The following is a 19976-nucleotide window of genomic DNA, read 5'->3' as shown; positions in this document are numbered from 1 at the left end:
CTTGCCGGGGATGGCGGAGAAGATCATGAAGGGACCTCCTTCGTCGTCTTGTCGTGCGGGGCCGGGCTACCGGCCGGGGAGCGCACGGGACCGCGCCGGCGACCTCACTTGCCGTCGGTGTCGCCGGTGAACAGGGTGCGGTAGTCGCCGTAGCCCGCGTCGTCCAGGTCGTCGAGGTGGACGAACCGCAACGACGCGGAGTTGATGCAGTAGCGCATCCCGCCCTTGTCCAGTGGGCCGTCGTCGAAAACGTGGCCGAGGTGGCTGTCCGCGTGCAGCGAGCGGACCTCCGCACGGATCATCCCGTGGCTGAAGTCTTCCCGCTCGACGACATTCGACTTGGTGATCGGCTTGGTGAAGCTCGGCCACCCGGACCGGCTGTCGTACTTGTCGACCGAAGCGAACAGCGGCTCGCCGGAGACGACGTCGACGTAGATGCCCGGCTCGTGGTTGTCCCAGTACGCGTTCGCGAAAGGACGCTCCGTGCCGTCCTGCTGGGTCACGCGGTACTGCTCCGGGTTCAGTCGCGACACCGTCTCCGGGCTCTTGTGGTAGTCGGCCTGCTGAGGCACAGCTCTCCCTTCCCCGCCTTGCGGCGTGAAGCTGGGGCACCAGGTGAAACGCACCTGGACGTGCAGAGGTACAGACGTGCGGCGCCCCCGCGCTATTCCGTCGGACGGCCGGTCGGCGCGCGCGTTCTTCTTTCGTAAGAACCGGCGCCTCGCCTCTTCGATATGGACTAAGTAGTCCAAGACGGCTAGGGTTGCCGGCAACGACGCGGCGGAGCGAATGCGAGAACCCCCATGAGTGACGACGCCGACGAGTACGACGGCGGTTTCGACCTCGACGACGGTCTGCTGGAACCCGAGGACAGCCTCGTGGACCGCGGCGTGGACGTGCTGGACGAGGGCTACACCCCGCCGGACCACCCCATCGCGGTCTTCGACTGGGGCACGACGGCCCGGGAGGCCGCGGGCCACGAAGAGCTCGGCAAGCGGCTCGCCCGGGAGCTGCCGGACGTCTTCGACGTCGCGGACCAGGGCGACGGGCTCGGTGACGCGTCCGACACCGACGGCGAACCGTACGACGACCAGGTCGGCATCGCGCGGGCCGGGCGGCTGGTCGAAGACCCGGACGCGGACGAGGCGTACCCCTACCTGTTCGCCTCCGACGTGGGCCTGGACGGCGCCGCGGCGTCCGCCGAAGAAGCGGCCATCCACATCGTCCCCGAATGACCGCCGACACACCGGAAAGGCAAAGACAGATGGTGATCACCAGAGGCTTCGTCGGGCGCGGGCGCGCCGGCCAGGACCCCCGGCTGCCACCCGGGCAGTACGACGCGGGCGACGACTGGCCGGTCCTGCACGCGGAAGCGACGCCGTCGATCGACACCGCGACGTGGACCTTCACGGTCGACGGCCTCGTCGACACGCCGACCACCTGGACGTGGGACGAGATCCACGCGCTCCCGGGCGACCGGTACGAGGGCGCGATCCACTGCGTCACGACGTGGTCCAAGTTCGGCATGAGGTTCGACGGCGTCTCCGTCGACACCCTCCTCGACGTCACCGGGGTGGATGACGACGCGGCCTACGTCCTGGCGCGGTCGCACACCGGCTACACGACCAACCTGCCGATCGAGGACGTGGTCGACGGCCGCGCCTGGGTGGTGTGGGACGTCGACGGCGCACCGCTGGACGACATCCACGGCGGCCCGGCCCGGCTGCTGGTGCCGCACCTGTACTTCTGGAAGAGCGCGAAATGGGTGTCCGGGCTGAGGTTCATGGCCGAGGACCAGCAGGGCTTCTGGGAACGCAACGGCTACCACGACCACGGCGACCCGTGGCTCGAGCAGCGTTACCAGGGCGACTGATGGCCACGGCTTCGTCCTGGCAGACCGGCGTCGTGACCGCGATCGGCGAGGAGACCCCGCACGCGAAGACGTTCCGGCTGCGGCTCACCGAACCCCGGACGCACCGGCCCGGCCAGTTCTACGTCGTCCGGCTGACCGCCCCGGACGGCTACCACGCCCAGCGCGACTACTCGGTGGCCGGCGCGCCCGGCGGCGAGTACATCGAGCTGACGGTCGAGAAGCTGCCGGACGGCGAAGTGTCGGCGTTCCTCCACGACGTCGTCGAAGTCGGGGACACGCTGCAGGTCCGCGGCCCGATCGGCAGGTTCTTCTCCTGGGACGGCGACGCGCCGATCCTGGGCGTCGCCGGGGGCTCCGGGGTGGTCCCGCTCATGTCCATGCTGCGGCTGGCGCGGGGCTCGGGCCGAGCCGACCTGATGCGGTTGATCGTGTCCGTCCGGTCACCCGAAGAGCTTTACTACGCGGACGAAATCACCGGACCGGAGACCACGGTCGTCTACACCCGCCAAGGCCCGCCGGGCGGCTCCCGGCCCGTGGGCCGCCTCACGGCCGGCGACCTTCGGCCGCTGGCCGACGCGGGCCGCGAGGTCTACGTCTGCGGTTCGCAAGGTTTCTGTGACGCGGCGACCGGCCTGCTGGCCGACGTCGGAGTCGAGGCGAAGCGGATCCGCGTGAGCCGGTTCGGGCCGACCGGCTGAGCCGGTCGTCGTGGCTGTGGCCGTTCCCGGTGCCTCATGCAATGCCTTCCTTGAAGGCGCGCTGGTGTGCCTTCTTCGCCCGGTTGCCGCACGTCGCCATGGAACACCAGCGGCGGTTGCGCGGTCGGCTGAAGTCCGCGAACAAGGCTCGGCAACCCGGATCGGCGCAGGTGCGGATCGGGTGGCCGCTGCCGAGGGTCTCGACGGCGTCGACCGCGACCAGGGCCAGTGCCGCGTGCACCGGCTCGCCGGCCGGGAAGACCCAGCCGGCGCGGCCGTTTCGCAGCACCCGGGTCGCGCTGCTCCGGGCGGTCCACCGGTTCAGCAGGGCCTCGTCGCACGCGGCGGGCAGTGCGCCGACGGCGACGGCGGTACCGGCGCGGTAGATCGCCTCGCGCAGCTCGTGCGCCGACGTCAGCAGCTCGTCGCCGGCGGCCACGGGAGTGGCGAGCAGGCCGGCGGCATCGAGCCAGCGCAGCAGGTCCGCGCCCGTGGCGATCCGGTCCACGGGCCGGGCACCACGCTCCCGCAGCGTGGCGGTGAAGGCGAAGCAGAGTGGCGGGGAAGCCGCATCGGACACCGGGCACTCCTGGAGGCGAACCGTCAGTGGGCGGCCTTCCGGCCGTGGACGAACCACACCGCTTCGGCCGGGACGTCGCCCCGGTTGGTCAGGCGGTGCGGGGTCGTCGAGTCGAACGCGATCGAGTCGCCCGCGTGCAGCTCGTAGGTGTCGAACGCCAGCGCGACCTCGAGCGTGCCGCTGATGATGTAGCCGTACTCGATGCCGGAGTGGCGGGTCAGCTTCTCGTCGGGCACCGAGCTGCCGCCCACCTCGTAGCGCACGCGGAGGAAGTCCACGGAGCTGTCGTGCACCGGGGACAGCTGCTCCCAGACGACCCCGGAGTCCAGCACGAGCTGACGCCGCTCGCCGGGACGCAGCATCGGGCTCGCCTGGTCCACCGCATCCTCGTTGAGTTTCGCCAAGGCGCCGTGGAAGCTGTGCTTTTCCGGGGCCGCCACCGGCGCCGCGGCCGCGCCGGCACTGCTGAACAGCTCGTCGATGGAGACGTTGAGCGCGCTGCACATCGAGTACAACGTCGCGACCGACGGCTGCGACTTGTTGTTCTCGATCTGGGACACGAACGCGGCCGACACGCCGAGGTCACGCGCGAACTGCCGCAGCGAGAGCCCGGCCGCCTGCCGGCGGGCGCGCAGCTGCTCGCCGATGTTCGCGGCCGCCGGGTGCTCGGCTTCCGCGTCGTTCTTCCCCGCCACGTCGTGCTCCTCCCCATCGGTCAACGCTGTTCACTGTAACTTGACGCTCTCCGGGGTCAAGCCGCCGGGTCGCCGACGAGCCGGTCCCGGACGAACTCCAGCTCCCGGACCACGTAATCGGTGATGTCGCCGCTCTTGAGGTCGTCGGGCAGCACGTCCCACGTGTAGGTCTCGATCTCCAGGTGGGTCGACTGCGGCCGCGTCCGGTGCCGGTCGAGGGCCTGTTCGACGGCGAACCTGGTGGTGCGGAACGGGCCCAGGTCGTCCAGGAAGACGGGGACGTGGAAGTGGGTGCGCCATTCGCGCGGGCCGCCGGGGTCGCGCTGCCAGGCGGCGATCGCGTCGGTGAGGTTCAGGTACCGCCTGAGCGTCCCGTCGCGCAGTTCGGACGTCTGGCTCAGGTAGATGGTGTGGGTGAAGCGTTCGAGTTCGCGGACGACGTCGCCGCTCACCTCGGGGACCCAGAGCGCGGCGGCCTGCTGGAGCTTGAAGATCGGCACGCCGGCCTCGGCGAGCAGGTCGAGCGAGGCCGGGATGTCGTCGAACTCGACGGCCTGGTGGCCGATGTCGAACACGATCCCGACGTGCCGGCGCAGGGCTCCGTGGGCTTCGGCCAGCGGCAGGTCCGCGAGCTCGGCGAGCGTCTCGGCGCCGGCGCGGGAGTACAGCCGCGAGGTGAAGTAGCGGACGGTTTCCTCGATGGTTTCGAGGAAGCAGAACGGTTCCGGTTCGAGAGCGAGCTTCACCCGGCGCCCGGTGCGGCGTTCGAGACGGACGAGGTGGGCCACCACCCGCAGCACGTTGCGGGTGAACAGTTCCACGTAAGGTTCGCCGGTGACCTTGGGCCGGTACGCCAGCGGCACCGTCTGGATCGTCGGCTCGACGCCGTCCGCGGCGATGTCGGCGAGCACGTCGGCCACGCGCGTCGTGTAGGTGACGCGTTCGTCCGTGCTCCAGTCCGGTTCGTACACGTCCTCCATCACCGAGCGGCCCTTGAACGGCCCGTGCGGGAACGCGTTCACGGTGTAGACGTACAGATCGTTCTCGGCCAGGTACCGCTTGACCTTCTCCCGTGCGGCGACGTCGCCCGCGAGCTGGTCGGCGGAGGCGCCGGACAGCCGCAGCGAAACGCCGAACGGCGCGTCGGGGGACACCCGGCGCTTCACCTCGGGCAAGTAGGTCGTGAGGCTGCTGCTCATCTCGTCCCAGGTGTCGCCGGGATGCACGAGCGTCGAGTAGGTCAGGTGGCCCAGCCGGGCTCCGAGGTCCATGCGTCTCCTCCGTGGCGTTTGCCAGTAGTGAACAGCGCGTATTGGCGTGATGTCAAGCTCAAACCGCCGATGACCTCGCGCTTTGCAGAATTTGCCGGGTCCGGTCTTGACTCCGACGAACCCGCGCTGTTCACTGTGGCTGCACAACGGCGTCGGACGGGGTTCACCCGGGTCACCAGACGCCTCGTCCGCGCCCGGAACACGGCTGCGCGGGCCTTGGTTCGGCACGAGGAGAGAAGCATGCGCGCCGCGGTTTTCCACGACAAGCACGACATCCGGGTCGAGGACGTGCCCGAGCCCGCCGGGGTCGGGGCGCGCGAGGTGCGCGTCCGGCCGGCCCTGTGCGGGATCTGCGGCACCGACCTGCACGAGTACGCCGCCGGGCCGATCGTCATCCCCACCAGCCCGCACCCCCTCTCCCGCGCGTCGGCACCCCAGGTCCTCGGGCACGAGTTTTCGGGACAGGTGCTGGAGGTCGGGGCGGAGGTCACCGGCATCCGGGTCGGCGACCGGGTCGCGGTCATGCCGCTGATCTACTGTGGACACTGCTACTACTGCCGCCGCGGGCTCAACCACCTCTGCCCGGAGATGGCGTGCACCGGGCTCAGCTGGCACGGCGGCGGGATCAGCGAACAGGTGGTGGTCCCGGAGTACCAGATCGCCGTCCTGCCCGAGTCGGTCACGGACGTGCAGGGCGCCCTGATCGAGCCGGCCGCGGTGGCCGCGTACGGCGTCGACCGCACCGGCTTCCGGCCCGGCGACACCATCCTCATCACCGGCGCCGGCCCGATCGGCGGTCTCGCCGCGCTGTACGCGCACGCGGCCGGGGCGGCGCAGGTGATCGTGAGCGAACCCAACCCCCGGCGGCGGGCTCTGCTCGACGCCTTCGGCATCGCCACCGTGCTCGACCCGCTGGCCGAGGACGTGCCGGAAGTGGTCCGCGCCCTCACCGGCGGGGTCGGCGCCGACGTCGCGGCCGAATGCTCGGGCTCGGAAGCCGGGCTCGCCGCGGCACTGGCCGGACTCCGGTCGCACGGCACGGCGACCCAGGTCGGCCTGCACGTCCGTCCCGCGACGATCGACCCGATGGCCCTGTCGCAGCGGGACCTGAGCCTGGTCGGCACGTGGTGCTACCCGGTCTACGACTTCCCGCGCATCATCTCCCTCGTCGGCACCGGCCGCTTCCCGGTCGAGCGGGTGCTGACCGAGGTGATCGACGTCGCCGACGTGGTGCCGCGCGGGTTCGACCGGCTGCTCGACCCCGACGGCGACGCCCAGAAGCTGCTGGTGAAGGTCGGCTGACACCCGCCGCGGGAAACCGCCCGCGGCCGCCCTTTCCCGAGTGTCCACTCCGTTCCACTGTGGACACCATTCGTCCTGCCCGCGAACCGGTGCGAGCGAGCACCCGAGGAGCACTGCGATGACCGACACGACAGGGGTTTCCGTGATGGCCACCGAGCCATCCCCGGCTCCGGGAAGCGCGAAACCGTCCGCGCGGCCCGGCCCGTTCCGGCGGACGACGCCGGTGCGTGCCTCGCGCGGCTTGGTCACGATCCTGGTCGCGACCCTGCTGCTGTTCCTCGTCAGCCTGGTGCTGCAGCCGGAAAGCCTCGGCCGCAGCTCGCTGCAGGGCATGCTGCCCTTCGCGGCCGTGCTGGCCGTGGTCGCGCTCGGGCAGACGCTGGTCGTGCAGCAGGCCGGGATCGACCTGTCGGTGCCGGGGACGGTGTCCCTCAGCGTCATCATCGTGACCCACTACCCCAACGGGGACAACGGGAAGCTGTTCCCGGCGATCCTGCTCGCCTATGTCGCGGCGCTCGCCGCGGGGCTGCTCAACGGGCTCGTCGTCAGCCGGCTGGGGATGTCCGCGATCGTGACGACGCTGGGGACGAACGCGCTGCTCTACGCCGTGGTGCTGGGGGTGTCCGGCGGCTCGCCGGCGAGCACCACGGCCGCGCTGCACGCGATGGCCACCGGCCGGTTCCTCGGCCTGCCGTACTCCGTCTGGTTCGCCGCGGTGCTCGTCGCGGTGACCGGGTTCGTGATGAAGCGCATGGTGGCCGGGCGCCGGTTCGAAGCGGTCGGCGACAACCCGGCCGCCGCGGACCTGGCGGGGCTTCGCGTGCGGCGCCACCAGCTCGGCGCGTACGTGGGCGCGTCGCTGCTCTACGGCACCGCGGGCATCCTGCTCGCCGGAGTCGTGACGACGCCGGGGGCGTTCCAGGGCGACTCGCTGCTGCTGCCGTCGGTCGCGGCCGTGGTGCTCGGCGGGACGTCGCTGCTCGGGGGGAAGGGCAGCCCGGTCGCGAGCGCGGTCGCGGCGCTGTTCCTCAGCCAGCTCGACCAGTTCGTGCTGACCCTCGGGGTCAGCGCGGCGACGAACAACATCGTCCAGGCGGTCGCGCTCGGCGCGGGCGTCGCCGTCTACACCGTCGACTGGGCTGTCGTGCGCGGGTGGTTCCGCCGCGGTCCCGCAGCCCGGACCCAGCACTAGGAAGGTTCCTCATGTCCCCCAGCTCTGTGCGCCGGACACTGCTGTCCTGCGCGATCGCGGCCACCCTCGTCACCGGTGGCTGCGCGGTCGGCGAAGACGGTTCCGGCAGCGGCCAGGCCGGCAAGCCGGCCAGCGCGAACGGGCCGTCGTGGTGCGGCTCGAAGCAGGTCTCGCTCGGTTTGGCCGACGGCTTCGGCGACAACAACTGGCGCAAGGTGACCACGGCCGAGGCCAAGGCCGAGGTCGCTCAGTGCCCGAGTGTCTCGTCGTTCACCTACACCGACGGCCAGGGCAACACCCAGAAGGCGATCTCCGACATCCAGGGCCTGGTGGCCAAGGGGACGCAGGCGATCGTGGTGTTCCCGGACGCGGGCCAGGCCGTGCTGCCCGCGCTGCGCAGCGCGCACAAAGCCGGCGTCGTGACCGTTCCGTACCGGGTCAACCCCGGCGGCACGCCCGGCCAGGACTACGACACGTTCGTGAGCACCAACTTCGAGCAGGCCGGTGTGCTGTGGGCCAACTGGCTCGTGAAGGCGTTGAACGGCAAGGGAAAGGTGCTCAACCTCGGCGGCCCGCCCGCGAACTCGCAGAGCCTCGACGAGTACAAGGGCATGGAAAGCGTGCTCAAGGATCACCCGGACATCCAGTTCGTCGGCACCACGCCGTACGAGGTGACCAACTGGGACGCCGCGCAGACGCAGAAGGTGATCACCGCCGCGCTGGCGAAGAACCCGGAGATCGACGCCATCACCACCGACTTCGGTGCCGCGCTGGCCAGCTCGTTCTCCGCGTTCGCGCAGGCCGGTCGGAAGATCCCGGCGATCGCCACCGAGGACGCCAACCAGCTCGCCTGCAACTGGCAGCAGCAGAAGGACGCCGGCAGCGCGTTCCCCCTCTTCACCGTCTCCTCGCAGAACGCCATGTCCCGGCTGGCGATCCAGGTCGCGGTCGCCAAGGCCACCGGCGGGGTGGTGCCGCAGAGCACGGTCTACCCGCAGTCGCCGTTCGAGGACTCGATCACCGGCCAGCCGCACCCGGTCACCTGCGACAAGGAGCTTCCTTCGGACGCCTTCGTGTCCAGCTCCCTGTCCAAGACCGACCAGATCGCCGCACTGAAGTAGGGGAAAGCAGACCATGACCGAGGTTCCGGCGCTGAGCCTCTCCGGCGTCTCCAAGCACTACGGCCCCGTCCGGGCGCTCTCCGACGTGTCGCTCGACGTCGTCGGCGGCCGCGTGCACGCGCTGCTCGGCGAGAACGGCGCGGGCAAGTCGACGCTGATGGGCATCGCCTCCGGCGCCACCCGGCCCGACGAGGGCCGGATCACCGTCGCCGGTGAACCGGTGCCCGTCCTGACCGCCGACCAGGCGAGCCGGCTCGGCATCGCGATCGTGCACCAGCACCCGGCCGTGCTGGCCGACCTGACGGTCGCCGAGAACATCCGGCTCGCCGTCCCGGCCGAGCGGATGCCCGCCGGCGACCCGAAGGTGTGGATGGTCGAACTGCTGCGCAGCGTCGGCGCCGACCTGCGGCTGCAGGACCGCGTCGACGACCTCGGCGTGGCGCAGAAGCAGCTGCTGGAGCTGGCGAAGGCCATCGCGCTCGAGCCGAAGGTGCTGATCCTCGACGAGCCGACCGCGCCGCTGGGCCCGGAGCAGACGGCGATCCTCTTCGACCAGGTGCGCCGGGCGACCGCGCGCGGGACCGCGGTCGTCTACATCACCCACCGGCTGGCCGAGGTGCGGGAGATCGCCGACGAGGTGACCGTGCTGCGCGACGGCCGGGCGCGGGGCCACGCGAACGTCGCCGACCTCACCGACGACGAGATGCTGCGGATGATCGTCGGCCGGGAACTGGCGTCGACGTTCCCCGCCAAGCACCCCGACCCGGCCGGTGCGAAGGTCGCCCTGGCAGTCGACGGCCTGTCCGGCGCGGGCTTCCACGACGCGCGGCTGGTCGCACGGCACGGCGAGATCGTCGGGCTCGCCGGCATCGTCGGCAACGGCCAGAGCGAGTTCCTGCGTGCGCTCGCGGGACTGCGGCCCGCCACCGGGCGGATCGAGCTGGACGGTGAGCGGCTCAGCGGTCGCGCCCTGGTCGGGGCGACGGCGTACATGCCGGCCGACCGGCACACCGAAGGCCTGTTACCCGCGATGTCGGTCCGGGAGAACGCGGCGGTCGGCGCGTTGCCGTCGTTCGCCCGCGGGGGAGTGGTCGCCGTCGGCCGGGAACGTGCCGGCGTCGACGCCGAGCTGGCGAAGCTGTCGGTCAAGACGGCCTCGCCGGAAGCGAACGTGATGGCCCTCTCCGGCGGGAACCAGCAGAAGGTGGTGCTGGCGCGCGCCCTGCTCGCCGCCCCGCGGCTGCTGCTGGCCGACGAGCCGACCCAGGGCGTCGACGTCGGGGCGCGGTCCGAGATCTACACGATCATGCGCGACGTGGCCGCGTCGGGTGTGCCGGTGGTCGTCGTGTCCTCCGACGCGAAGGAGCTGGAAGGCCTGTGCGACCGCGTCGTGGTGTTCTCGCGCGGCCACGTAGTCGCCGAGCTGACCGGTGACGACGTCACGGAGGAGAAGATCACCGGCGCGGTCGTCAACGCCACGACCCACCGCCAGGAGACGCCGACCGCGAAGGCGGCCAAGGCGACGCGCCTGCGTGACCTCGCCAAGGGCGACTACGCGTCCAGCCTGGTGCTGGCGCTGGTGATCCTGGCCTTGGGCGCGTACACCTTCGCGCACAACGTCCGGTTCCTCGCGCCGTTCAACGTCACCTCGCTGCTGACCCTGCTCACCGCGCTGGCCTTCATCAGCCTGGGCCAGACGATCGCCATCATGACCGGCGGGATCGACCTTTCGGTCGGCCCGCTCGCCGGGCTGCTGGTGGTCATCGCCTCGTTCTTCGTGACCGACGGCCGGTCCCCGGTCATGATCGCTTTGGCGTTCGTGATCATGCTCGCCGTGGCCGTGGTGTCCGGACTGCTGAACGGCCTCCTCGTCCGGTTCGGCGGATTCACCGCCGTCGCCGCGACCCTGACCCTCTACATCGGACTGCAGGGGATTTCCCTTCTGCTGCGGCCCTTCCAAGGCGGGTTCATCAGCGCCTCGGTCACCGACGTGATCACGGCGACTGTCGGGTTCGTGCCGATCGCGTTCATCGTGGCCGTGGTGGTCGCCGTCGCGCTGGAGCTGGCGCTGCGGTTCACCCGGTGGGGCCACGGGCTGCGAGCGGCCGGGTCGGACGAGGGGTCGGCGCGCCGGCTCGGGCTGAAGGTCGACCGGATCCACGTGCTCGCCTACGTCGGCTGCGCGGTGCTCACGTTCTTCGGGGCGCTGCTGCTGATGGCCCAGATCGGCGTGGGCGACCCGACCCAGGGGGTGAGCTACACGCTCTCCGGCATCACCGCCGTCGTGCTCGGCGGCGCGAGCCTCGCCGGCGGGCGCGGGTCGTTCATCGGGACGCTGCTGGGCGCCACGCTCATCCAGGAAGTGCTCAACGCCACGACGTTCCTGAACCTGAACCAGAGCTGGCAGTACTTCTTCCAGGGCGTCCTGATCCTCATCGCGGCCGCGATCTACACCCGGGTGCGCCGCCGCACCCCGGCCCTCGCCTGAACCGAAAAGGAAAGAGAACGTGAGCGAATCAGCACTCGTCGTCGGGGTCACCGGGATCGCCGGGGCCGCGGTGGCCTCGCGGCTGGCCGAACGCGGCTGGGCGGTCACCGGGGTCTCCCGGAGCCCGTCCGGCCTCGCCGGGGTCAGGTCGGTCCGGGTGGACCTCGAGGACCCGGCCGCCCTGCAGGCGGCCCTCGCGGACGTCGCGCCGACGCACGTGTTCCTCACCGCGTGGTCGCGCCGTCCGACCGAGGCGGAGAACATCGAGGTCAACGCGGGCATCGTGCGCAACCTCCTGGCGGCGGCCGGCGGCAGCGCCCGGCACGTCGCCCTGATGACCGGGCTCAAGCACTACCTCGGCCCGTTCGAGGCGTACGCGGCCGGGGCCATGCCGGACACGCCGTTCCACGAAGACGAGGCCCGGCTGGACGTGCCGAACTTCTACTACGCCCAGGAAGACGAGCTCTTCGCGGCCGCCGAGCGGCACGGCTTCACCTGGAGCGTGCACCGCGCGCACACCGTGATCGGGCACGCCGTGGGCAACGCCATGAACATGGGCATGACCCTTGCCGTCTACGCGGAGATCTGCCGGGAGACCGGCCGCGAGTTCCGGTTCCCCGGCTCGGAGACCCAGTGGAACGGGCTCACCGACATGACCGACGCGGGCCTGCTGGCCGAGCAGATGATCTGGGCCGCGACCACGGACGGCGGACGCGACGAGGCCTTCAACATCGCCAACGGGGACGTCTTCCGCTGGCGGTGGATGTGGCCGCGGATCGCCGCGCTGCTCGGCGTGACCCCGGCCGGGTTCGACGGCAAGCCGGCGCCGCTGGAGCAGCAGATGCTCGACGCGGGCCCGGTGTGGCGCCGGATCGCCGAGCGGCACGGGCTGCGCGAGGCCGACGTCGGCCGGGTCGCGTCCTGGTGGCACACCGACAGCGACCTCGGCCGGCCCATCGAGTGCCTGACCGACATGAGCAAGAGCCGCAAGGCGGGCTTCACCGGCTACACCAGCACGTTGGACGCATTCGCGCGGCTCTTCGAAACGCTGCGGGCGGAACGGATCATCCCGGCCGGAGCCCGGTCGTGACCGCCCGGCTGGCCGGCCGGACGGTCCTGGTGACCGGCGCGGGCCGAGGAATCGGTGCGGCGCTGGCCCGCGGAATGGCGCTGGAAGGCGCCGCCTTGGTCGTCACCGACCGGGACGAACCCGAGGCCGCTGCCGTGGCCGAGTCCATTCGCGACAGTGGCGGCCGCGCCGTCCACGCGCGGGTCGACGTCACCGACCGCGACGAGGTCCGCGCCGCGATCGCGCTCGCCGCGGCCGAGTTCGGCCACCTGGACGCGTACTTCAACAACGCCGGGTTCAACGAGCCGGAGAAGTTCCTCGACATCACCGAGCCGGTGTGGGACCGGATCTTCCGGGTGAACGCCTTCGCGGTCGTCGTGGGCAGCCAGGAGGCCGCCCGCCAGTTCCTCCGGCAGGGCACCGGCGGCAAGATCGTGAACACCGCCTCGATCGCCGGACGGCAGGGCTTCGCCAGCTTCGCGCCTTACTGCGCGAGCAAAGCGGCCGTGATCTCGCTGACGCAGGCCGCCGCCCGGGCCCTGGCCGGACACCGCATCACCGTCAACGCGTTCTCGCCCGGCGTGGTGCGGACTCCCCTGTGGGAGAAGCTCGATCGCGACCTCGCGCGGATCGGCGAAGGGGACTCGGGGTTCGACGCGATGGCCGGCGACATCCTCCTCGGCCGCCCCGCCGAGCCCGAAGACCTCGTCCCCACGGCCGTCTTCCTCGCCGGCCCGGACTCGGACTACATCACCGGCCAGGTGATCCCCATCGAGGGCGGGATGGTCCTCGTCTGAGCGGGTCCGCGCCCGTCATCGACCCCGGCGGTTCCCGCCGCAGGAAAGGAAAGCACATGCCGATCGCCACCTTCGGGACGAACGCCGTCGACTGGGAGAACCGGATCGACCACGACCGCCTGCGCACGCAGCGGCTGCAGCGCCTGCGCGAGGAGCTCGACAAGTCGAGCCTCGGCGCCGTCCTCGCGTTCGACTTCACGAACATCCGCTACATGTCCGCCACCCACATCGGCACCTGGGCGATGGACAAGCTCATCCGGTTCTCGCTGCTGACGCGCGCCAGCGACCCGATCGTCTGGGACTTCGGTTCGGCGGCCAAGCACCACCAGCTGTACAACCCGTGGCTCGCGACCACCACCGCGGAGGCCGACGCCGACCCGCACGCGCCGCACCACGGTGCCGTCCGGCCGCGGGCGGAGTCCGGCGCGCGGGCCGGGATCTCGACCCTGCGCGGCGCGTTCCACCCCGACGCCGGCATCGCCGACGCGGTGGCGGCCAAGATCAAGCGGGAGCTGGAGAAGTTCGGCCTGCTGGGCGAACCGCTCGGCGTCGACGTGATCGAGCTGCCGATCCTGGCCGCCCTGCAGCGCGCGGGCGTGACCGTCACCGACGGGCAGCAGGTCTTCATGGAAGCCCGCCGGGTCAAGACGGCCGACGAGATCTCGTTGCTCACCCAGGCGTGCTCGATGGTCGACGCGGCCTACGACGACCTGTACCGGTTCCTGCGTCCCGGCGTCCGGGAGAACGAGTGCGTGGGGCTCGTGTCGAAGTCGCTCTACGACCTCGGTTCCGAGTACGTCGAAGGCGTCAACGCGATCTCCGGCGAACGCTGCTCGCCGCACCCGCACGTCTTCTCCGACCGGCTGATCCGGCCGGGCGACCCCGCGTTCTTCGACATCCTGCACAGCCACCAGGGCTACCGCACCTGCTACTACCGCACGTTCGCGGTCGGCTCGGCCAGCAGCGCCCAGCGCGACGCCTACGTCCGGGCGCGCGAGTACATGGACCGCGCCATCGCGCTCGTGCGCCCCGGCGCCACGACCGCGGACATCGTCTCGGTGTGGCCGACCGCGCAAGAGTTCGGTTTCCCCGACGAGGAAGCCGCGTTCGGCCTGCAGTACGGCCACGGCGTCGGGCTGTCCATCTGGGAGAAGCCGATCTTCTCCCGGCTCGTCTCGCTGGAGCACCCGGAGACCCTCGAAGTGGGGAACGTCTTCGCGCTCGAGACGTACTGGCCCTCGGCCGACGGTATCGGCGCGGCGCGGATCGAGGAGGAGCTCGTGGTGACCCCGGACGGCTGCGAGGTGATCACCAAGTTCCCGGCCGAGGAGCTGCTGATCGCCGGGCCGCGCTACATCGCCGTGAACGGCGTCCTGCCGACCGCGCGGGAGTCCCAGTCGCACCTGAACACGGCCGCCGGCCGCGGGGAGGCCATCGCATGACGTTGCCGCTGCAGCAACACCCGTACGGCGAGCACCCCGTGGTGCTCCCCCCATTGGAGAACCGCGACCTGGACCGCGCCGACATCGCGCCCGAGACGCGCCGGTCGCTGTACCGGCGGCTGCAGGAGCTGCGCCAGTTCGAAAAGCGCGCCTACGACCTGTTCATGCGGAACCTGGTCAAGGGCACGAGTCACCTGTCGCTGGGCATGGAGGCGATCTCGGCCGGGTTCGGCGAGGCGATGCGGGCCGACGACTACACGTTCGCCACCTACCGCGGGCACGCCCACACGCTGTCCCGCGGCGTCCCGATGGCGGCGGTGCTCGCCGAGCTGATGGGCCGCTCCAGCGGGCTGCTGGGCGGCAAAGGCGGTTCGATGCACCTCACCAGCGTCGAGCACGGCATGCTCGGCTCGTACGCGATCATCGGCGCGCACCTGGTGATCGCCAACGGCGCCGCGCTGTCGGCGCAGCTGCGCGGCAGCGGCCAGGTCGCGGTGTGCTTCTTCGGCGACGGCACCACGAACATCGGCGCCTTCCACGAGGCACTGAACTTCGCCGCGGTGTACGCGCTGCCGGTCGTGTTCGTCTGCGAGAACAACCTCTACATGGAGTACACCGCGATCGCCGACATCACGGCGGTCGCCCGGCCGGCGGCCGACCGCGCGGCGGCCTACGGGCTCGAGGCCCGCACGGTGGACGGCAACGACGTCGACGCCGTCTACCTGTCCGCGCGGGAGCTGCTCTCGCACGCGCGGTCGGGGGAGGGTCCGTGCCTGCTGGAGGCGACGACCTACCGGCACGGCGGCCACTCGCGGGCCGACCCGGGAAAGTACCGGCCGGACAAGGAAGTGCGGGCGTGGCTCGACTACGACCCGATCACCCTGTACCGCGACCGGCTCGCCCGCATCGGCGTGCCGGAGTCCGAAGTGGACACCATCGACGCGGAGGTCGCCGCCGCGGTCGACAAGGCGACCGAGACGGCGCAGAACGGCCCCGAGCCCGACGGCTCGGCGGCGCTGACGGACGTGTGGGCCGACGGAGGATCGTCATGGCGGAACTGACCTACCGCGCGGCCGTCGCCCGCGGCATCGCGCAGGAGATGCGCCGCGACGAGCGGGTGCTGCTGCTCGGTGAAGACATCGCCGGCGCGGGCGGTGTCTTCAAGACCACGCCCGGCCTGCTCGACGAATTCGGCCCGCGGCGGGTGATCGACACCCCGATCGCCGAGCAGGCCATCCTCGGCGCGGCGATGGGCGCCGCGATGACGGGGCTGCGGCCGGTCGCCGAGATCATGTTCTCCGACTTCTTCGCCGTCGCCTGGGACATCGTCGTCAACCAGATCGCGAAGACGCGGTACATGACCAACGGTCAGGTGACCCTGCCGCTGGTCATCAAGACCGGCAACGGCGGCAACCTGCGGTTCGGCGCCCAGCACTCGCAGTCGATCGAGAACTGGGCGATGGCCGTGCCCGGGCTGAAGGTGGTCACGCCGTCGAACCCGCGTGACGTCGTCGGGCTGATGGCCGCGGCCGTCCGCTCGGAGGACCCGGTGCTCTTCTTCGAGCACAAGGGCATGTACGCGAGCAAGGGCGAGGTGCCCGACGGCGAGATCGTCGACAGCCTCGGCACCAGCGTGGTGCGGCGGGCCGGGTCGGACGCCACCGTGCTCGCGCTGGGTCTGATGGTGCCCCGTGCCGTCGAGGCCGCCGAGGCCCTGGCCGCGGAGGGCATCGACCTCGAAGTGATCGACGTGCGTTCGCTCGTCCCGTTGGACACGCGGACGATCCTCGGCTCGGTTGCGCGCACCGGCCGGCTGTTCACGGTCGAGGAGAACCCGCAGCTGCTCGGCTGGGGCGCGGAGATCGTCTCCCTCGCGGCCGATGAAGTGTTCTGGGACCTCGACGCGCCGCCGGTCCGCATCACGTCCCCGCACGTGCCGCTGCCGTCGGCCGCGGCGCTGGAGGACTCGGTGATCCCCAGCGTGGACCGCATCGTACAGACGATCCGCAAGAGGCTCGGATGAGCGTGACGACGCCCTACCCCCGGCCCGCCACGCCGCGCGGCGGCCCGTGGTCCCCGGCGGTGCGGCGGCTGCTGCACGAGCGTCGCGTAGACCCGGCCCGCTTCGACATCGGCCCGCACCGGCTCACCGCGCGCATCCTGACCGCGTTGCTGGACGCGCAGCCCGCCGCTGGATCCGTGACGCCGACAGCCGTCCACCAAGCGGCGGCCGAGGTCCCCGACGTGTCCCCGGACCGGCTGGCGGCGTTGCTGGGTGCCGCCGTCGCGCGGGTCTGGTCCGGAGCAGGTCCGGTGCCGCGGGTCGTCGTCGGCTCGGTGCCCGGGGTCCGGACGGCCCCGGCCGCGGCACCCGGCGAAGCCGTGCTCGCCGCCGGGGTACCGACGCTCGACGTCGTGCCGGTGCGCCTGTCCGACGGCCAGCCCGCGCTGGCCTGGCGCACCCGGGTGCCGCTGACCCTGGTGGCACCTGCCGACCTCGACGGCGCCGGGCTGTTTCGCGCGATCGCCGACCAGGTCTCTTCCCCCGACCGCAACGGAGTCCAATGATGAAAGCGATGCGGTTCACCGCCGCCGACACGGTATCCGTCGACGAGCTGGCGGTGCCGCGGATCGCCGCGGACGAGGTGCTCGTCGCGGCCCGGTCGGTCGGCATCTGCCACTCCGACATCGAGCTGCTCGAAGGCCGGTACATCATCCCGTTCAGGTACCCGATCATCCCCGGCCACGAGTGGTCGGGCGAGATCGTCGAAACCGGCGCCGCGGTGACGGCGTTCGCGCCGGGCGACCGGGTGGTGGGGGAGTGCGTGATCGGCGAGGACCACTTCGGGTTCTCGATCAGCGGCGCGGCCGCCGAGTTCTTCGTGGCCAAGCCCGCCTGGCTGCACAAGCTGCCGGACTCGCTGTCGTTCACCGACGGGGCGCTCGTCGAGCCGTTCAGCTGCGGGTACCACGCGCTCGTGCTGGCGGGCAACGTGAACGCGAGTGACACCGTGGTGGTGTTCGGTGCGGGCCCGATCGGCCTCGGGGTGATCGCGGGAGCCGCGGCGATGGGAGCGCGCACGATCGCGGTCGAACCGGCCGCCGGGCGCGGCGAGGCGGCCCGGAAGCTGGGCGCCGAGCTGGTCCTCGACCCGACGGCGGCACCCGTTGCCGAGCAGGTGGCCGAGGTGACGGGCGGTGTCGGCGCCACCGTGGTGATCGAGGCGACGGGCCGGACGGCGGTGGTGGCCGACGCCCTCGAGGCTGCCGCCCACGGCGCCCGGGTGGTCTGCGTCGGCATCGACGTCGGCGGCCGGGCACCGGCCGCGCTGGGCCTGATCCAGTCGAAGGACCTGACCATCCGCGGGATGACCGGGTCGCCCGGAGTCTGGCCGGACACCCTCCGGTTCATGCACCGCGCCCACGTCGACCTGGCCGAGCTGGTGACCAGCCGGTTCCCGGTCGAGCGGGCGGCGGAGGCGATAGCGGCGTCGCGGGACACGGCGGCGAACATCAAGGTGCACCTCGAGTTCGGCGCGGCCCGATGATGCGCGCGGCGGTCTACCACGGGCGTCGGGACGTGCGGATCGAGCACGTTCCGACGCCGCGCCCGCGTTCCGGGGAGGTGCTGCTCGCCGTCCGGCGCAGCGGGATCTGCGGGTCGGACGCCACCGAGTGGGCCGCGGGCCCGAAGATGGTGCCGCTCACCCGGCGCCACCCCGGCAGCGGCCACCTCGGCCCGATGGTCATCGGCCACGAGTTCGTCGGCGAGGTCGTCGAGAGCGCGAGCGGTTTCGCGGCGGGAGACCTGGTGGCCTCCGGGGCCGGTGTCTCTTGTGGACAGTGCGACCGCTGTAGGGAGGGCCGTACGAACCTGTGTCGCGGGTACTACACGCTCGGGCTGAACGCGCCGGGCGGGCTCGCCGAGTACGTCGCGGCCCCGGCGGGCACCCTCCGGCGGATCCCGGACGGGGTGTCCCTCGACCACGCCGGACTCGCCCAGCCGCTCGCCGTCGGCCTGCACGCCGCGCGGCGGGCGGGCGTCCGGCCCGGCGACTCCGTGGTCGTCATCGGCGCCGGTGCCATCGGCTCGTTCGTCCTCGCCGGGCTCCGGCACCTGCACGACGCCGAGGTCACGGTGATCGACTTCGCCGGCGACAAGCTGGAGCGCGCAAAACGGCTGGGTGCGGCGCGCACGGTCGACGCCGCCGACGACGTCGTCGAAGCCGTGCGCGGCGCCGACGTGGTGATCGAAGCGAGTGGCGCGCCCGGGCAGTTCGAGAACGCGGTCCGGATGGTCACCGACGGCGGCCGGGTCCTGGCCGTCGGGCTGCCCAAGCAAGCCCCGACGGTCGACCTGTTCGGCCTGGTCCTGCGGGAGATCACCGTCGAGTCCACCGTCGCGCACGTGTGCGGCGAGGACCTGGCCCCGGCGCTGGACATCCTCGCCGCCGGAGTGCTCGGCCGCGAGCTGCTCGACTCCGTGATCGGGCTGGACGACCTGACCGATCGCGGGCTCGCCCGGCTGGCCGCCGGGGAAGTGGACGGCAAGGTTCTCATCGATCCCGGGAGGCGCTCATGAAGGTCGCGGTGCTGGGTCTGGGCGCGATGGGCTCCCAGCTGCTGCTGCGCCTGGTCGACCAAGGCGTGGACGTCACCGGCTGGAACCGTGACGCCCAGCGGGCGGAGCGGGCCGGGATCCCCGGGCGGTACGTCGCCGCCTCGGCCCGGGAGGCCGTGGCCGGGGCCGAGGTGGTGCTCACCATGCTCGCCGACGGCCCGGCCGTGCGCGCGGTCCTCGGCGACGTCGCCGACGCGCTCGGCGAGGGCACGCTGGTGCTCGACATGAGCACGTCCGGCCCCGCGATCTCCCGTGAGGTCGCGGAGACGCTGGCCGGGCGGCGGATCCGGTTCGCCGAGGCACCCGTGTCGGGCTCGGTCGGCGCGGCCCGGGGCGGGACGTTGACGGTGCTGTTCGGAGGCACCGCGGAAGACCTCTCCGCGGCGGAACCGGTCCTGCGCCATCTGAGCACGAAGACGATCCCCCTCGGGCCCGTGGGCGCGGCCTCCACGTTCAAGCTCTGCCTCAACGCGCTGCTGCACACCTTCAACGCCACGCTTGCCGAGGTGCTGGGGGCCGCGACGCGCGCGGGAATCGATCTGCGGACGGCGTACGACACGATCGGCGAGTCCGTGATCGCCGCGCCGTTCGTGCACTATAAGCGGGACGCCTTCCTCGCGGACGGCATGCCACCGGTGGCCTTCGCCGTCGACTTGGTGCGCAAGGACCTCGAGTTGTTCCTCGCCGCGGTCACCGACCCGGACCGCGACGCCCCGACGGTCGGTACGGCCGTCGGGGTCGTGCGGCGGGCTCAGGAAGCGGGCCTCGGCCAGGAGGACATGGCCACCCTCGCGCGGCTGTACCGGCCGTGACACCGGCGGCTGCCG

The 19976-nt window shown here is 71.7% G+C and carries 20 protein-coding genes; 16 read left to right on the top strand and 4 right to left on the bottom strand.

Features of this window, described 5'->3' with window-relative positions:
* Positions 1 to 104 precede the first annotated feature (104 nt).
* Entirely contained in the window at positions 105 to 572 is a 468-nt protein-coding gene (gene msrB, locus ABZ342_RS21675; protein WP_360475754.1) for a peptide-methionine (R)-S-oxide reductase MsrB, read from the bottom strand.
* 231 nt (positions 573 to 803) lie between these two features.
* Between msrB and ABZ342_RS21670 the strand changes: the two genes are divergently transcribed.
* The 3 genes from ABZ342_RS21670 to ABZ342_RS21660 are packed head-to-tail and all read left to right on the top strand — an operon-like array spanning position 804 to position 2571.
* Positions 804 to 1235, top strand: coding sequence for a DUF5709 domain-containing protein (locus ABZ342_RS21670; RefSeq protein WP_360475751.1), 432 nt, complete (start codon positions 804 to 806; stop codon positions 1233 to 1235).
* A gap of 29 nt (positions 1236 to 1264) precedes the next feature.
* On the top strand, positions 1265 to 1873 hold the full coding sequence (locus tag ABZ342_RS21665; protein ID WP_360475748.1) for a sulfite oxidase-like oxidoreductase: 609 nt from the start codon (positions 1265 to 1267) through the stop codon (positions 1871 to 1873).
* Positions 1873 to 2571, top strand: a complete 699-nt coding sequence (locus ABZ342_RS21660) for an FAD-binding oxidoreductase (RefSeq protein WP_360475745.1) — start codon at positions 1873 to 1875, stop codon at positions 2569 to 2571. Before ABZ342_RS21665 ends, ABZ342_RS21660 begins: the two co-directional genes overlap by 1 nt.
* Positions 2572 to 2605: 34 nt before the next feature.
* On the opposite strand, the gene ABZ342_RS21655 is transcribed toward ABZ342_RS21660, so the two are convergent.
* The 3 genes from ABZ342_RS21655 to eboE are packed head-to-tail and all read right to left on the bottom strand — an operon-like array spanning position 2606 to position 5117.
* A complete protein-coding gene (locus tag ABZ342_RS21655) occupies positions 2606 to 3151 on the bottom strand; it encodes an ABATE domain-containing protein (protein ID WP_360475742.1) in 546 nt (181 codons plus the stop codon).
* A gap of 23 nt (positions 3152 to 3174) precedes the next feature.
* Complete coding sequence (locus ABZ342_RS21650; protein WP_360475739.1) at positions 3175 to 3870, bottom strand: XRE family transcriptional regulator; 696 nt, start codon at positions 3868 to 3870, stop codon at positions 3175 to 3177.
* 32 nt (positions 3871 to 3902) lie between these two features.
* Positions 3903 to 5117: a metabolite traffic protein EboE gene (gene eboE / locus ABZ342_RS21645; RefSeq protein ID WP_360475736.1), complete on the bottom strand. Its 1215-nt coding sequence runs from the start codon at positions 5115 to 5117 to the stop codon at positions 3903 to 3905.
* A gap of 240 nt (positions 5118 to 5357) precedes the next feature.
* On the opposite strand from eboE, the gene ABZ342_RS21640 reads away from it, so the two are divergent.
* The 13 genes from ABZ342_RS21640 (at position 5358) to ABZ342_RS21580 (ending at position 19961) form a co-directional block, all read left to right on the top strand.
* Positions 5358 to 6419, top strand: coding sequence for a 2,3-butanediol dehydrogenase (locus ABZ342_RS21640; RefSeq protein WP_360475733.1), 1062 nt, complete (start codon positions 5358 to 5360; stop codon positions 6417 to 6419).
* Positions 6420 to 6537: 118 nt separating this feature from the next.
* Entirely contained in the window at positions 6538 to 7611 is a 1074-nt protein-coding gene (locus tag ABZ342_RS21635) for an ABC transporter permease (protein ID WP_360475730.1), read from the top strand.
* Positions 7612 to 7622: 11 nt separating this feature from the next.
* Positions 7623 to 8732 carry a substrate-binding domain-containing protein gene (locus tag ABZ342_RS21630; RefSeq protein ID WP_360475727.1) on the top strand — a complete coding sequence of 370 codons (1110 nt, stop codon included), beginning with the start codon at positions 7623 to 7625 and terminating at the stop codon, positions 8730 to 8732.
* Positions 8733 to 8745: 13 nt separating this feature from the next.
* Complete coding sequence (locus ABZ342_RS21625) at positions 8746 to 11220, top strand: ATP-binding cassette domain-containing protein (protein WP_360475724.1); 2475 nt, start codon at positions 8746 to 8748, stop codon at positions 11218 to 11220.
* A gap of 19 nt (positions 11221 to 11239) precedes the next feature.
* Positions 11240 to 12310 (top strand): SDR family oxidoreductase, encoded by a 1071-nt coding sequence (locus ABZ342_RS21620; protein ID WP_360475721.1) that lies wholly within the window; start codon positions 11240 to 11242, stop codon positions 12308 to 12310.
* Positions 12307 to 13086 carry a glucose 1-dehydrogenase gene (locus ABZ342_RS21615; RefSeq protein WP_360475718.1) on the top strand — a complete coding sequence of 260 codons (780 nt, stop codon included), beginning with the start codon at positions 12307 to 12309 and terminating at the stop codon, positions 13084 to 13086. Before ABZ342_RS21620 ends, ABZ342_RS21615 begins: the two co-directional genes overlap by 4 nt.
* Positions 13087 to 13142: 56 nt before the next feature.
* Entirely contained in the window at positions 13143 to 14528 is a 1386-nt protein-coding gene (locus ABZ342_RS21610; protein ID WP_360475715.1) for a Xaa-Pro peptidase family protein, read from the top strand.
* Entirely contained in the window at positions 14525 to 15589 is a 1065-nt protein-coding gene (locus ABZ342_RS21605; protein ID WP_360475712.1) for a thiamine pyrophosphate-dependent dehydrogenase E1 component subunit alpha, read from the top strand. Before ABZ342_RS21610 ends, ABZ342_RS21605 begins: the two co-directional genes overlap by 4 nt.
* Positions 15577 to 16551 carry an alpha-ketoacid dehydrogenase subunit beta gene (locus ABZ342_RS21600; RefSeq protein ID WP_360475709.1) on the top strand — a complete coding sequence of 325 codons (975 nt, stop codon included), beginning with the start codon at positions 15577 to 15579 and terminating at the stop codon, positions 16549 to 16551. Before ABZ342_RS21605 ends, ABZ342_RS21600 begins: the two co-directional genes overlap by 13 nt.
* On the top strand, positions 16548 to 17096 hold the full coding sequence (locus ABZ342_RS21595; RefSeq protein ID WP_360475706.1) for a hypothetical protein: 549 nt from the start codon (positions 16548 to 16550) through the stop codon (positions 17094 to 17096). The genes ABZ342_RS21600 and ABZ342_RS21595 overlap by 4 nt, the downstream gene beginning before the upstream one ends.
* Positions 17096 to 18076: a zinc-binding dehydrogenase gene (locus ABZ342_RS21590; protein WP_360475703.1), complete on the top strand. Its 981-nt coding sequence runs from the start codon at positions 17096 to 17098 to the stop codon at positions 18074 to 18076. The genes ABZ342_RS21595 and ABZ342_RS21590 overlap by 1 nt, the downstream gene beginning before the upstream one ends.
* Positions 18073 to 19110: an alcohol dehydrogenase catalytic domain-containing protein gene (locus ABZ342_RS21585; protein ID WP_360475700.1), complete on the top strand. Its 1038-nt coding sequence runs from the start codon at positions 18073 to 18075 to the stop codon at positions 19108 to 19110. The genes ABZ342_RS21590 and ABZ342_RS21585 overlap by 4 nt, the downstream gene beginning before the upstream one ends.
* Complete coding sequence (locus tag ABZ342_RS21580; protein WP_360475697.1) at positions 19107 to 19961, top strand: NAD(P)-dependent oxidoreductase; 855 nt, start codon at positions 19107 to 19109, stop codon at positions 19959 to 19961. Before ABZ342_RS21585 ends, ABZ342_RS21580 begins: the two co-directional genes overlap by 4 nt.
* Positions 19962 to 19976: the final 15 nt, after the last annotated feature.

Source organism: Amycolatopsis sp. NPDC005961 (assembly GCF_040629235.1).
Taxonomy (GTDB): Bacteria; Actinomycetota; Actinomycetes; order Mycobacteriales; family Pseudonocardiaceae; genus Amycolatopsis; species Amycolatopsis camponoti.
This window is presented reverse-complemented; position numbering and strand designations above follow the sequence as displayed.